Genomic DNA, 12953 nt, shown 5'->3' with positions numbered 1-12953 from the left:
GCGGACAGCGGATATGTGGGCTAACACGCCACTCGAGCAATAAAATAGAAACGCTACTCGAAGTACGCCGCCAGCCGGTTGGCTGCCGTTTCGACACGCGGCGTCACAAGTGCGAAGCGAATCCACTCGGTTCGGGCACTCCCGAAGGCCTCACCGGGCATCCCCGCGACACCGGCCTCGTCGATGAGTCGTTCGACGTTTGCAAGCGTTCCCGGATAGCCCGAAAAGCGAGCCATCACGTAAAACGAGCCGTCCGGACGGGTGTACTCCGCCCCCGCAGCCTCGAGTGCGCTGGTAAACGTCGTCACCCGTTCGCGAAGCAGGTCGCGGTTGGCCTCGTAGTAGTCGGGCCCGGTTTCACGGAGTGCGTGTGCGACGGCGTACTGGCTAGGTCGGCTTCCGGCGACGTTCACCAGCATGCGTCGGCTCTTGGCGTTCTCGACGAGTTCGGGCGGGAAGATGGCGTAGCCGACACGAAAGCCCGTGATCGCCATCGATTTCGAGAACGCGTTCGTGACGACTCGGTTGGACGAATCGACCGTCAACGCGCTGGTGAACGTCCCCGAGAGATCGAAGTGGTCGTACACTTCGTCGGCGATCAACAGCGCATCGTTGTCCTCAGCGACCTCGACGAGCGCACGAACCGTCGACTCGGGGTAGACCGCTCCGGTCGGGTTGTTGGGCGTGTTGACGATGATCGCAGCCGTCCGCTCTGAGGCGACGTCCCGGACGTCGTCCGGATCGAGCGAGCCATCCGGAGCGGTTTCGACAAACCGTTGGGTCCCGCCGAGCATCGTCGTTTTGCCGGGATAGTACGGGTAGACTGGATCGGTCATGACGATTTCGTCGCCAACGTCCCGCTCGAGTGCACGTGCCATCGCCAGGTAGTTGGCCTCACCGGCCCCATTGGTGATGACGACCTGGGACGGGTCGACACCACGACGAGCTGCAACCTCACCGCGAAGTTCCCGAAGGCCGGCACTCGGCGGATACTGGAACTGGTCCGGTTCGAGATCGGCGTACTCGTGCAGCGCCGCCCGAAGTGCACTCGGCGGTTCCCAGTCCGGGTTCCCACTCACCATGTCGATCACGTCGCCGTCAGCGTCGGCGGCATAGCCCATGACGTGAAAGAACAGTGGCGTCTCGTAGTCCATACCCGGACGTGTGCCGGGCGATACCCTGATTCTTTCGTCTGCGTTCGAGGGGAACCACACACTTGAGGATGCCCGTAGCCATTACCTACCGTATGGACGAGACGACTACCGACGGCGACCCCGTCGATGGACAGGTCGACAAGGAGACGACGACCGAGGCCGACTCTCGAGTGGTCGACTCGTTTGCGTTCGAACCGAACCTCGAGCGCGCGGCCGCCGTGGGCCGACTACTCGAGAAGCGGGAGGAAACCCTGGCCGTCGCCGAATCCTGCACCGGCGGCCTGCTCGGTGGGAGCATCACCGCCGTTCCGGGCTCGAGTACGTACTTCGAGAGCGGGCAGACGGTCTACGCCTATCGCGCGAAGTGTCGTGAACTGGGCGTCTCACGAGAGGCGCTCGACGAACACGGTGCCGTGTCCGAACCGGTCGCCCGCGAGATGGCCCGTGGCGTTCGCGACACCGCAGACGTCACCTGGGGCGTCTCGATCACCGGGGTTGCGGGTCCTGGCGGTGGGTCGGCCGACACTCCCGTCGGTACCGTCTATATCGGCATCGCTTACGCCGGGCCGTGGGCGAGCGGGACCTCGAGCGTGACCGTTTCCAAGCACCGGTTCGAGGGAGACCGACACGCCGTCCGGACCAGAACCGTCGACAGCGCGCTCGAGGCGCTGCTCGAGGTGGTTCGAGAGCGAGAATAACGATCACCCGGCAATTCGACGAACGAGTCTTTTGGTTCGATTTCGATAGTAATAGAATACAAACTCTGTAGTTTCAAACTGATTCGGCGCTCATTCTCGAATCGACGACGGTCCCGTAAACAGGTTTTTCTCCTTTGGGAATACACTCCGAGGTGATGAACAAGAAGGGGCACGTCCTCAATGCCGTGTTGTTGAGTATCGGACTGGCGTATCTGCTCGAGCCCGCGGGTGATGAAACGACGTTTATAACAATGATCGCCGTCGGAGCTCCTGTCACGCTCGGCGCATTGTTCCCCGACGTCGACACCGCGTTCGGTCGACATCGAAAAACGTTGCACAACCTGCCGATTCTCGCGGGCTTTGCGCTCTTCCCGTACTTTTTCAGTAACCTCGAGTGGGTCTGGCTGGGCATTCTCACCCACTACGTGTTGGACATCGCCGGCAGCAAACGGGGCATCGCACTCTTTTACCCCGTCTGGAAAAAGGAGTTCGGGCTTCCGGTCGGGGTTACCGTCTCGAGTAAACAGGCAGACCTGGTGACCGTACTGGTCACGGCCGGCGAACTGGTAATCGCAGCAGCGATTATCTATCAGGCCCACACGTGGGCTATCGAATCGACGCGACAGGCCATCGGCTTCTAATAGGGACTGGTGTAGTGGCTTTTCAAACCCGGACCCGGGAGCTATTGCTCCTCGAGCGGTGGGACGTGTCTGCCAGTTGGTGTTCGCTCCTTCGAAAAGCCAGCAATCGCGAAAAACACAGCCAGCACGCTACACGAAACGGCAAATATGGCTAGCGGGAGCGTCCACTCGAGCACCAGCGCGAGGGCGAGGGCGACCGGCGTCAGGGCCCCACAGCACAGACCGAGAGCGACGTGCCGAACACGTGTGACACCGATTCGGCCGCGTAAAAACGCGAGTAAGCCACCGTAAATTGCCAGCGGACCGATTAGGACGACGATGGCAGCAAGGGCAACCCGAGCCCCCGGAATCAACAGTGCGATACCAGCACCGACGATACCCACGGCGAGCAGAAGCCAGGTTGGTTTCCGGCCACGATACACCGACTGCGTAAATCGCATATCGGAAACACTCACAGATTGGTTGAAAGGTGTTTTGGTGCGAGAATAAAGGTGGTGTGTGAATCCGCTATCACTTTCGAGCAGAATATTTCTCGTGGGAATCGGTTGATACATCCCATGCAAAATAGGGAAAGCATCATAACCCCTGAGAGTCACTGTACAGTATATGACCTGTTCGCATCACGGGTGGTGGGGGCGAACAGGGGGTTGGTACAGAGGGACCGGACTGAGCCACTGGTCTATTCATGGAAACAATCGAGGAAGCCAATGACGCGACCGCGTATCACACCTGACTGGGCAACCGAGACGGCCAGCCGTGGCCTCGTTCCGTTGCTCGCCCTGACGCTTCTGATCGGGTTCGTCGCCGCAGCCAGTATCGGTATCCTACTCGTCGGGACCGATATGATGGGATCGACGTCGGACCAGGCCAATGACGAGCGCGTCGAGCAATCGTTCGCACAACTCAACGCCGAATTGAACACGGTCGCTGCCTCGAGGGACGATTCCCGAACGGTCGAACTCGGACTCGGTGATCTCGATGGCGATGTGAAAGCCGAAACGACCGGTCACCTCACGATTACCGCATCAGGTCTCGAGGACCCGCTCGTGGACGAACCAATGCAGTCGATCGTCTACCAGGAGGGCGAGACGTCAGTCGCCTACGAAAGTGGAGCGGTCTTCCGGGGCACCGGTGAGGAAACGTGGCTGGTGTCGGGTCCACAGGCAGAATATCGTGACGGGTCGTTTACCCTGCCGATAACGCGTCTGAGTGGCATCGATTCGGTTTCAAACGACCGGATCAGTCTCTCGAAAACCGGCAGCGACTCGGTGACGCGGAACGGGCCCAATCTCGACGGCCAGATCGTTACAATCACGATCCAGAGTCAGTACTACGCTGGCTGGGCGGCACACTTCGAACGAGAGGTCGGTTCGGATGCAGTCACCGTGTACGACGAATCTCAAACGGTCAAAGTCGTTCTCGGACAGCCCAAAGTCGACGGCACCTACGATAGTGCAATCGTGGCACAGGGTGACGTTATCTGCAACGGGAATAGAGGGGTTGATGGCCCCATCTCGGCGACGGGAACGATCGACGCCGAGTGTGACGGGAATACCAGTGACGCATCGGTGACGCCGCGTTCGCTCACTAACGACATCGCGTTCCTGTTCGAAACGGAAGGACCAGACGCCAAACCGCTCGAGGGCTCTGAAATCGACAACGGAACGTACATCACGGAAGACCTGGATCGAACCGACGACCTGACGCTCGATGTGAGCGACGGGGACGTCACGCTTCTCGTCGAAGGGAACATTGCATTGCATCAGGGGGCATCGATTGACGTTGTCGGTGCTAACGAAACGGATAACGTCGCCAGAGTGTACACGACGGGTGACGTCGGCATCGCTAACGGAGGCGGCGGCGTCACCGTAGACTCCGGTGACCCCGGCCAGTTCCAGCTGTACGGGACCTCCGATATGAAATTTGCCATCGGACAAGCATCCTTCACCGGAACCGTCTACGCCCCACGGAGCGATCCAGCCGAGGGACCGAACGCCGCTGTCGTGGATCACGGCCTCTCGAGCGCCGACTGTTCGCCGAGCGCGGAATGGGCCGACGTCTGTATCGGTACTGGACAAGGCGATTTCACCGGCTCAATCGTTTCTGGACCGATTCAGCTGGGACAGAGTGCATCGATCACCTACGACGAGACGCTCGAGACGGTCGAACCAACCATCGAAATCAGTCCGGAGAACCTCCCGCCGGAACTCAACTATTTCAACGTCGTCATCCACGATGTCGAACTCGAGGGTTGAGCAACCCACGAACGTGACTCCAGACCTGTTTTATCCCTCGATCAGACTCCCTGTTTCGTTTTTATGAGGCAGTTGTTAGCCGACTCGCCCCGACGAATCGGAGCCTCACTCGAGTTTGCCTGTGTGCGGGAATCTCACTCGAGTCTCCCGGTGAGTGCCTCGCTGGCTGGAGACATCGATATCGTCGTGCCGTGACCAGCCTCCGTTGCCCGTTCGTACAACATCGCCGCAGCAGCGACGGTTTCGATACCGGTTCCGCCGCTGTCGAACACGGTAATCTCGTCGTCGCTCGTCCGACCCGGTGCGTTCCCGGTGACGACGTCGCCGAGTTCGGCGTGAATGTGGCCCTCGTCGACGCGGCCGGCCTCGAGTGCCGCGATGAACGATCCTGCATCGAACGTGGCCCGCTCACGGAGGTCCGGCACGTACGTCGAGCGCTCGATGGTCTCGATGTCGAGTTCGCGCTTTTTCGGGTGGTACTGGCCCATAGCCGTCACGTGCGTTCCAGACTCGAGTAACGAACCGTCGAACACGGGGTCGGTAGCCGTCGTGGCCGTAATAACGACATCGGCTCCGGTGATGGCCGCCGCGCTGGAGTCGACCGCGTGGACCGAAGCCTCGAGTTGAGCGTCGAACTCGTCGGCAAAGGCCGTCCGGTTGGCTTCCGTCGGAGAGAAGACGCGCACGTCCTCGAAGTCGCGGACGGTTGCCGTCGTATGGAGTTGCCCGCGAGCCTGTGGACCGGTGCCAATGATTCCAACCGTGGTGGCGTCTTCCCGGGCGAGTTCGTCGACGGCGACGGCACCTGCGGCACCGGTTTTGAACGGATTCATCGACGCACCGTCGAGGATTGCCAGCGGCTCACCGCTCTCGCTGTCGAACAGTGGCGTGATGAACCAGGCGTCCTGGCCACCGAATCCCGCGCTGTACATGTAGCCGCCCATCGCCCCCGTTTCTGGGAGCAGCGCGCTGTAACTGGTAAAGAGGCCGCCGGGGTCGGACTGGAACAGTTTCGTTCGCGGTTTGGCCGGCGCACCCTCGCCGCGCTGTCGATAGCCGTCTCGGACGGCTTCGACGTAGTCGGCTGGTGAAGCGAGCCCCTCGAGTGCGTGGGTTGGAAAGAACGGAACGTCTGCCATACGGAAAACAGGGAACGAAGAGATAAAAAAGACAGTTGTTACTCGGTCTGCTGTCGCTGGCGGGTGACTGGAGTTTCTTCAGCGGTATCGATTGGACCGTTAACGAACATTGCATGACCCATAATCCCGATCGCGACACCCGCACTTATCGGAATGGCAGTGAGCAACGAGATACCGACGACCGAAAGTGCCGCGGTGATTCCTACCAGTGCGACCGGGATGAGTCCGAGAACAAGGTCGTAATATCCAGTCATAATCCATTACATTCTATGTTAAACAGGTATAAAAGCGTTTCCCGTGAATTCAGCGTATTGATCTGATTGCTGACTCGAGCATTACTCGCAATATCCTCATAAGTTATGGGAAAGGTTTTGGTTCATTTCCTCCTTCGGATTCTAACCACCCCATCAGCCAATAGAGGCGTTGGAAGTGCCGAGAGAACGCATTTAGGCACAGACACTACCGATCTTCTCGGGCGAGCGTCGACAATCTGTTCGATACAGTGAAAGTGTACCAATCTTTTGAGATACCTGGAGAACGGTTACGGGCAGTACCAGTTCACGTGTCCGGACCACGAGAAGCGTGGGCGTCGAACTATGCTTTCGCCAACCAGGTTCGACACCCACATCGATGCGTGATCGAGTGCCAGTTACTCGAGCGGGCCGACCCACGAACACGACAGACAGGTGAAGAACCCTGCACCGTTCATCGTGGCCCCACCACAGTCCGGGCAGTCGGTATCGGCCGACGTCGTCGACCTCGAGTGTGCACCAGGAACACGAGTCGGTTTCCCCGAAGTGGAGGATTTCGTCGCGGTTGGGTCCGATGCCGTTATGCCACGCGTCACCACCTGATCGGCGTCCTCAGCCGGTACGTGGTCGTTTGGAAAGGCGTCTGTCCGTTTTGGTGTTGCTGCTTCGGCTTCGTGATTCGTGGATTGAAATACTGGCATTGTCGAAGGGGTGATAGACCGAGGGATGGTTTGGTAGTACACACAGCCAGTCGGCACACAGTGAGGCTGGTGTGGCCGAACGCTGTAACGTTCGGCATATAGGTGAACAAGCGTCTCGTTAATAACTGTTTTCCACACCATATGAATATTTGTCTGAACTCCTTTTACAGGAAGAACAATATAAGGATTTGCGAGCCTGCAGCCAGTCCGTGAACGAGCGATGGCTTTGGCCGACTGCACCGGTCGCTTTCGGATCGACGAGTACTCGTGTCCGGACACAGTAGCCGGAGTATGAGCGGACTCGAGGTCGATCCGGTCGACGACGACACCGAGAGCGAGGATAACACGATCGAAGTGACCCCGACCGACTCGGTCGACGAGTCAGCCGATGGTTTCGAAACCGACACACTCGAGGAGCGGTCCACGATCGACGTCGAGCCGAGCGACGAACCGATCGACGGCCCATCGTACGTCCTCTACGGTGGGAAAGGCGGTGTGGGGAAGACGACGATGGCGGCCGCCACCGCCCTCGACAGCGCGAAACGCGGGACGAAAACCCTCGTCGTTTCGACGGATCCCGCCCACTCACTTTCTGATACGTTCGAGACCGAAATCGACACTCGTCCCGAGCGCCTTCGCGAAGACATCCCGCTGTTCGCTGCCGAAATAGACCCCGACGCCGCCCTCGAGGAAGGGCAGGCGGCGTTCATGGCAGAGGGGGGCCCCGACGCGTTCGGCGGACTGGGGCAGTTCATGGGAGACGATTCGCCGATGGACGCCCTCTTCGGCGGCGCGATGCCCGGCGCTGACGAGGCAGCCGCGATGCAGACCCTGCTCGAGTACATGGACGACGACCGATTCGAGCGTGTCGTCGTCGATACGGCTCCCACCGGACACACCCTCCGGCTGTTGCAACTCCCCGAAATCATGGATACGATGATGGGGCGCATCATTACGTTCCGCCAGCGAATCGGCGGCATGATCGAGGGGATGAAAGGGATGTTCGGTGGCCCCGAAGCGGACGAACCGGCTGCAGACATGCAAGACCTGGAGTTGATGCGCGAACGAATCGAACGTCTGCGTGCCGTCCTGCGGGATCCCGCCCGGACTGACTTTCGAATCGTCATGGTCCCCGAGGAGATGTCCGTCCTCGAGTCCAAGCGACTGCGCACCCAACTCGAGGAGTTCGAGATACCGGTCGGAACTGTCGTCGTCAACCGCGTCATGGAACCGCTCGCGGACGTGACCGAAGACGTCGAAGGCGAGTTCTTGCAGCCGGACCTCGAGTCGTGTGCCTTTTGTCAACGACGCTGGGACGTCCAACAGCACGCCCTGATGGAATCGCAGGATCTCTTTCGGGGGACTGCGGTCAGGCGAGTCCCGCTGTTCGCTGACGAGGTAAAAGGGGAGAAAATGCTCGAGGTCGTCGCCGCGTGTCTGCGGTAGCGATGGCGAGGAGACGATAACTGCCTCGAGTTCGTCCCACTGTGGGACTCACCGTTCTTCGACCACGAGTACCCGAAGGTCGTTCACGTTCGTCCCCGTCGGCCCCGTCTCGAGTAGGGACCCCCTCTGGTCCAGAAACGGCGTCACGTCGTGGCTCTCGAGCGCCCGTTCTGCAATCTTGACCGTCTCCGACTCGAGCAGAGTACCGTCCACGATGGCGCCACAGGCCTCCGTCGGCCCGTCGATGCCGTCGGTGTCGACCGACGCGAGAGCAGCCCGAGAACCCATCCCGTCGATATCAGCCATCTCGAGTGCGCCGGCCAGCGCGAGTTCCTGATTCGGGCCGCCGACTCCGTCAGTTTCTCCGAGCGTCACCGTCACTTCGCCACCTGAGAGGATCACCGCCGGTGGCTCGAGTGGGTTCCCATCGAGAGCCATCGACGCCGCTACCGTCCCGTGGATTCGGCCGACGTGGGCTGCCTCTCCCTCGAGTCGACTCGAGAGGACGAGGGTTCGATAGTCACGATCCGTGGCAACCCGCTCGGCCGCGTCGATGGCCGTCCGTGTCGTCGCCAGGCAGTGCCAGCCGACCGGCATGTCGGTTGCCGTATCGGGAGTCGCCTCGAGGTGGTCGATGACGGCGCTGGGAACGTCGAGACCGTCACGACGACAGATGGCCAGTGCCGACTCGAGGGTTCCCGGGGGTGTGACAGTCGGGCCGCTGGCGATTACCGACGGATCGTCGCCCACGACGTCGCTGATCGCCAGCGTGACGACCTCGGCGGGCGTGGCCGCACGAGCCAATCCGCCGCCTTTGATAGACGAACAGCGGCTGCGGACCGCGTTGACCTCGTCGATCGACGCGCCGGAGGCGAGCAGTTCGTCGGTCGTCGTTGCCAGCGTCTCGAGTGAGAGTCCCGCAGCGGGCGCGGTAAGCAGTGCACTCCCGCCACCGGTAATCGGTGCGAGCACGAGATCACGGTCGGTAGCCTTCTCGGCGAGTTCGAGCAGTTCCGCGGTCGCCTCGAGATTCCGCTCGCTCGGTGTGGGGTGATCGCCGACGACGACGCGAACGTACCCGGTCGACTCGGGTGCGTTCGCCACGACCAGTCCTTCGATCCCATCGAGGACACCGGTCTCGAGGGCCGGTTCGAGAATCGGCTCGAGTGCCGTCGTCACGGCCCCCGACGCTTTGCCGCCGCCGAGGACGAGGACGCGCTCGATATCGGTGAGATCGTACGTCGTATCGGAGACGCACAGCCGAGGAGGGCCCTCCGAGTCGCCGGAATCGTTCGTTTCGACCCCCTCGAGCGAGACAGTCTCGGGGACGACCCGCTCGGGTACCGCGGCTTCGATACCGGCCTCGAGGCACGCAAGCGCTGTCTCTCGAGCAGGTGTGGTTTCGTGTGCCCGGCGGTTTCTGAACATGGGTGTTGAGTGAGTGTGAACGGACGTTCGGCGTCTTCGTGGCGGCTACTATACCAGTTTTCGGACGAACCGGTAGCCTGCATCACGGAGCCAGTCCGGGAGATACCGTGCGTACAGGCCGTACTCGGCGACCGGACCGACCGGGTATCTCGCGGGCGGTTCCGGGCAGGTTCCAGCGTGAACGATTGCGGCTGCCACGTCTTCAGGGTCCGACGCCAACGGCCCGTCACCGCCGATAAGCTGGGTGTCCTCGAACACCTCGTACAGCGACTCGTAGGCCGGCGTTCGATCATTGGGAACTTCCGCGTCACACCGGTCGGAAAACGCCGATTTCACCGGCCCCGGCTCGACCACGACAACGTCGATACCGAACTCGTCGACTTCCGACCGAAGCGCGTCACTCATGGCCTCGAGGGCGTGTTTCGAACCCGAGTACGGTCCCGTGCCAGCTATCGAAATCCGGCCGAGAACGGACGAGAGATTGATGATTCGGCCGTCTCCCTGCGCTCGCATGTGCGGGAGCGCAGCGCGTGTGAGTCGGTGTGGCCCGTAGACGTTGACGTCGAACTGCCGTTGTAACTCTCCGGTCGAGATGTCCTCGGTCGGGCCGAGTTGCGCGTAGCCTGCGTTGTTGACCAGACAGTCGATCGCGCCGCCGATTTCGACTGTCCGTTCGACTGCTCGAGCGACCTGTGTCGGTTCGGTCACGTCCAGTTCGAGCGCGTGACAGCCGGCTTCCTCGAGGTCCGTGATATCATCCGTATCACGCGCTGTCGCGACGACCTGCCAGTTCTCTTCGAGGAAGGCACGTGCGGTCGCCTCGCCGATTCCTGACGAGCAACCGGTAATTAACACGCACTGTTTGCGGGTGTAGCGGTCGTCGGTGGCAGCGTTCGCGGTCTCGGTCCTCGCTGTCTCGCTCGAGGCTCCCTCGCCAGCCCTCGAGCCATCGTCTTCAGCCGAACCCGAGTCGGCTGTAGCGTCGGCACTCGGGTCGGCTGTAGCGTCGGCACTCGAGTCGTCCGTTTCGGCCGGACTCGAGGGGGTCGAACCGTCGTCCGAAGACGAGCCCTCGGGCCCGGCAGCCGCGGTATCGTCGTCCGCATCCGTCGTCATAACAGACCGTTTCGAGCGACGGGACCTAAGTATCGACGGTTTACCGCGGGGCGAGACAGCTGACTCGAGCGACCGGCGATGGCCACCCCGGCTATAGTAGCCAGTGAAACGATTTACATACGTATCGGGATGCTGTCTTGCGATGGGATGTGCAATGACTTTCAATGGCTACTATCGTACCGAACGAGTCCGATCAGTTGGTACCGAACGAGCCCTCCAGTTGGGATCGAACGGAACCGATTATTGACTTCCGTGATCACGCCTGGTACTCGCGCTTGGCCGTCGCTGCGTAGCGATCTGCCAGCCGAATCGGCTCCGGAAGTTTGTACTCCGCCGCGAGGCCATACGCGAGGTCCGCAGCCGTCTCCGGACTGAGGCGGTGGCCGGGGCTGACGTAAAGCGGGTTGATCGAGCGCGTTCCTGACTCGTACTGTCTGGTCTGAACAGCGTACCCGAGGACCGTTCCCTCGGGGGCATCCACTCGAGCGTTCGCCTCGATCGGAACGCGGGTGCCGGGTGCCAACCCCTCGAGTGACCTGTCGGGGTCGCCACAGAGCAGGCTCTTTGCGACCCCAATCGCTGGTACGTCGAGGACGACCCCGATGTGGGTCGCGATACCCGCCTGTCGGTAGTGGATTCGGCCGCTCCCGTCGAACAGATACAGGTCGGGTTCGACCAACAGGTTCGTCATCGCCTCGAGAATCGGGCCACCCTCACGAAAGGCGAGCAATCCCGGAATGTACGGAATCTCGAGGGGCGTAACGGCGTGGACACGCTCGAGTACCTCGCCGTTGCGCATCGCGACGATGGCACTCAGGGCCCGTTCGGGCTCGGACTCGAGTAGAAACGACTGGTCGACGCCAGCGACGATCGGCTGTCTGCCGTCCGTTGAAGCCGCCTCGAGCGGGTTCGTAATCCGTCTGGTGTCGAACGAAAACCGGTCTTCGAACGTCGCGAGCGCCGCGATTTCGCGCTGTTGTGATTCCATCTCGGTGCGCGTGCTCGAGGCGTCGGGAACGAGGTCCGGGTGGGATATCGAAGGCATGGCTCGTTTCAGTTAGAAAACGTGCAGCAGTCAGAGAGGGGTCAGAAGCGTCCGCGCCCGGGTCCACCGGGGCCACCTGGGCCGCCGGGACCGCCCCCAAGCTGGAACTGGTTCGGGGTGTTCACGTTCTGCGTCCGTTTGACGTACTCGCCGTAACCGAGACCAACGAGGAGCCCAACTAGATGGGCTGCGTGGGCGACTCCGCCGAGGCCAGAACTACCTGTTCCGATGAACACGACGCTGATGAGGGCTGTCCCCGCCGCGAGCAGCCAGATCGGAACCGGGAGGATAAAGTAGAGATACACTTTCAGGTTCGGATTTAGAATCGTCAGTACGCCCATGATGGCGAGTGCAGCCCCGCTAGCACCGAGGACGCCAGGAGTCGTGGCCGTAATACCGCCCTCGAGGAGTCGGATACTGATCTGACTGAGTCCAGCAAGGACGCCGCTGACGATGAACAGGCCCGCAAACTTCCTCGAGCCGACGTACCGCTCCACGAGCGGACCGAAGAAGAAAATCACGATACTGTTGAACACGATGTGCATAATCCCGCCGTGAGAGAAGATCGACGTTACCCACGTCCAGACGAATTCTGGATTTTGGGGTGAGAGAACGAATATCGAACGGTAAATTGTGTACGACCCGAACGTCATTGATAGCGAGCCGGTTGGAGTGAGAACAAAGGCTGTCAATTGTTGGGCCAGAAATGTTGCCCACATGACCGCGAGGAACGTGTAGGTCATGTTCCCGCGGAAGTACGCGAGCGGTCCGCCAGGACCGGTGTCGATGGGTATCCGGTCGCTCAGGCTCTTGCTCTCGGCCGTTTTGCCACCCTGTACGCTATCGTCAAATCCGCTGTCGAACACCCCTTTCGGATCGTTCCAGTTCTGGAGACCCGTACAGTCGTGATTCTCGGGTAAGCGATGCTCGCCGCAGTACGTGCCGCCGCAGTGCCGGCAGTTGTACGGCATACTCTCGCTTTTCCCACACACGTCACACCTTGCCATTGCCGGAGGTATGTGACGCGTTGCTATGGGGTTTGGGGTTTTCCGCGTCGCTCGAAACCCCCAGATATCTGC

The 12953-nt window shown here is 61.0% G+C and carries 13 protein-coding genes; 5 read left to right on the top strand and 8 right to left on the bottom strand.

Annotated features, from left to right (window positions below; translation table 11 throughout):
- Positions 1-53: 53 nt before the first annotated feature.
- On the bottom strand, positions 54-1154 hold the full coding sequence (locus tag NLK60_RS15010) for a pyridoxal phosphate-dependent aminotransferase (RefSeq protein WP_254808582.1): 1101 nt from the start codon (positions 1152-1154) through the stop codon (positions 54-56).
- A 92-nt stretch (positions 1155-1246) separates the two neighbouring features.
- Here NLK60_RS15010 and NLK60_RS15005 point away from each other — a divergent pair, with 92 nt between their 5' ends.
- Both NLK60_RS15005 and NLK60_RS15000 read left to right on the top strand, forming a co-directional pair.
- On the top strand, positions 1247-1852 hold the full coding sequence (locus tag NLK60_RS15005; protein ID WP_254808581.1) for a CinA family protein: 606 nt from the start codon (positions 1247-1249) through the stop codon (positions 1850-1852).
- Positions 1853-2007: 155 nt separating this feature from the next.
- Positions 2008-2493 carry a metal-dependent hydrolase gene (locus NLK60_RS15000; RefSeq protein WP_254808580.1) on the top strand — a complete coding sequence of 162 codons (486 nt, stop codon included), beginning with the start codon at positions 2008-2010 and terminating at the stop codon, positions 2491-2493.
- Positions 2494-2534: 41 nt separating this feature from the next.
- On the opposite strand, the gene NLK60_RS14995 is transcribed toward NLK60_RS15000, so the two are convergent.
- Positions 2535-2933: a hypothetical protein gene (locus NLK60_RS14995; protein WP_254808579.1), complete on the bottom strand. Its 399-nt coding sequence runs from the start codon at positions 2931-2933 to the stop codon at positions 2535-2537.
- 267 nt (positions 2934-3200) lie between these two features.
- Here NLK60_RS14995 and NLK60_RS14990 point away from each other — a divergent pair, with 267 nt between their 5' ends.
- Complete coding sequence (locus tag NLK60_RS14990; RefSeq protein WP_254808578.1) at positions 3201-4748, top strand: DUF7289 family protein; 1548 nt, start codon at positions 3201-3203, stop codon at positions 4746-4748.
- A 134-nt stretch (positions 4749-4882) separates the two neighbouring features.
- Here the strand turns inward: NLK60_RS14990 and NLK60_RS14985 are convergent, their stop codons facing one another.
- The gene (locus tag NLK60_RS14985; protein WP_254808577.1) at positions 4883-5887 is read right to left on the bottom strand and encodes an ornithine cyclodeaminase family protein; all 1005 of its coding nucleotides are present in this window, start codon (positions 5885-5887) and stop codon (positions 4883-4885) included.
- 38 nt (positions 5888-5925) lie between these two features.
- Entirely contained in the window at positions 5926-6141 is a 216-nt protein-coding gene (locus NLK60_RS14980) for a DUF8015 family protein (protein WP_254808576.1), read from the bottom strand.
- A gap of 432 nt (positions 6142-6573) precedes the next feature.
- On the opposite strand from NLK60_RS14980, the gene NLK60_RS14975 reads away from it, so the two are divergent.
- Positions 6574-6741, top strand: coding sequence for a hypothetical protein (locus NLK60_RS14975; protein ID WP_254808575.1), 168 nt, complete (start codon positions 6574-6576; stop codon positions 6739-6741).
- A gap of 389 nt (positions 6742-7130) precedes the next feature.
- On the top strand, positions 7131-8285 hold the full coding sequence (locus tag NLK60_RS14970) for an ArsA family ATPase (protein ID WP_254808574.1): 1155 nt from the start codon (positions 7131-7133) through the stop codon (positions 8283-8285).
- Between the two features lie 48 nt (positions 8286-8333).
- On the opposite strand, the gene NLK60_RS14965 is transcribed toward NLK60_RS14970, so the two are convergent.
- The 4 genes from NLK60_RS14965 to NLK60_RS14950 form a co-directional block, all read right to left on the bottom strand.
- The gene (locus tag NLK60_RS14965; RefSeq protein ID WP_254808573.1) at positions 8334-9713 is read right to left on the bottom strand and encodes a glycerate kinase type-2 family protein; all 1380 of its coding nucleotides are present in this window, start codon (positions 9711-9713) and stop codon (positions 8334-8336) included.
- Between the two features lie 48 nt (positions 9714-9761).
- Positions 9762-10829 (bottom strand): SDR family oxidoreductase, encoded by a 1068-nt coding sequence (locus tag NLK60_RS14960; RefSeq protein ID WP_254808572.1) that lies wholly within the window; start codon positions 10827-10829, stop codon positions 9762-9764.
- 256 nt (positions 10830-11085) lie between these two features.
- Positions 11086-11874, bottom strand: a complete 789-nt coding sequence (locus NLK60_RS14955; protein ID WP_254808571.1) for an endonuclease V — start codon at positions 11872-11874, stop codon at positions 11086-11088.
- A gap of 41 nt (positions 11875-11915) precedes the next feature.
- Complete coding sequence (locus NLK60_RS14950) at positions 11916-12881, bottom strand: rhomboid family intramembrane serine protease (RefSeq protein ID WP_254808570.1); 966 nt, start codon at positions 12879-12881, stop codon at positions 11916-11918.
- Between the last annotated feature and the right edge of the window lie 72 nt (positions 12882-12953).

The organism is Natronosalvus amylolyticus (assembly GCF_024298845.1).
In the GTDB taxonomy this organism is placed as follows: Archaea; Halobacteriota; Halobacteria; order Halobacteriales; family Natrialbaceae; genus Natronosalvus; species Natronosalvus amylolyticus.
Note: the sequence above shows the minus strand (reverse complement) of the source record. Positions and strands in the feature narration are given on the sequence as shown.

Bases quoted from the DNA above. Each gene is read 5' to 3' on its own strand.
- NLK60_RS15010 (WP_254808582.1), bottom strand. From the start codon at position 1,154: ATGGACTACGAGACGCCACTGTTCTTTCACGTCATGGGCTATGCCGCC.
- NLK60_RS15005 (WP_254808581.1), top strand. From the start codon at position 1,247: ATGGACGAGACGACTACCGACGGCGACCCCGTCGATGGACAGGTCGAC.
- NLK60_RS15000 (WP_254808580.1), top strand. From the start codon at position 2,008: ATGAACAAGAAGGGGCACGTCCTCAATGCCGTGTTGTTGAGTATCGGA.
- NLK60_RS14995 (WP_254808579.1), bottom strand. From the start codon at position 2,933: ATGCGATTTACGCAGTCGGTGTATCGTGGCCGGAAACCAACCTGGCTT.
- NLK60_RS14990 (WP_254808578.1), top strand. From the start codon at position 3,201: ATGACGCGACCGCGTATCACACCTGACTGGGCAACCGAGACGGCCAGC.
- NLK60_RS14985 (WP_254808577.1), bottom strand. From the start codon at position 5,887: ATGGCAGACGTTCCGTTCTTTCCAACCCACGCACTCGAGGGGCTCGCT.
- NLK60_RS14980 (WP_254808576.1), bottom strand. From the start codon at position 6,141: ATGACTGGATATTACGACCTTGTTCTCGGACTCATCCCGGTCGCACTG.
- NLK60_RS14970 (WP_254808574.1), top strand. From the start codon at position 7,131: ATGAGCGGACTCGAGGTCGATCCGGTCGACGACGACACCGAGAGCGAG.
- NLK60_RS14965 (WP_254808573.1), bottom strand. From the start codon at position 9,713: ATGTTCAGAAACCGCCGGGCACACGAAACCACACCTGCTCGAGAGACA.
- NLK60_RS14960 (WP_254808572.1), bottom strand. From the start codon at position 10,829: ATGACGACGGATGCGGACGACGATACCGCGGCTGCCGGGCCCGAGGGC.
- NLK60_RS14955 (WP_254808571.1), bottom strand. From the start codon at position 11,874: ATGCCTTCGATATCCCACCCGGACCTCGTTCCCGACGCCTCGAGCACG.
- NLK60_RS14950 (WP_254808570.1), bottom strand. From the start codon at position 12,881: ATGGCAAGGTGTGACGTGTGTGGGAAAAGCGAGAGTATGCCGTACAAC.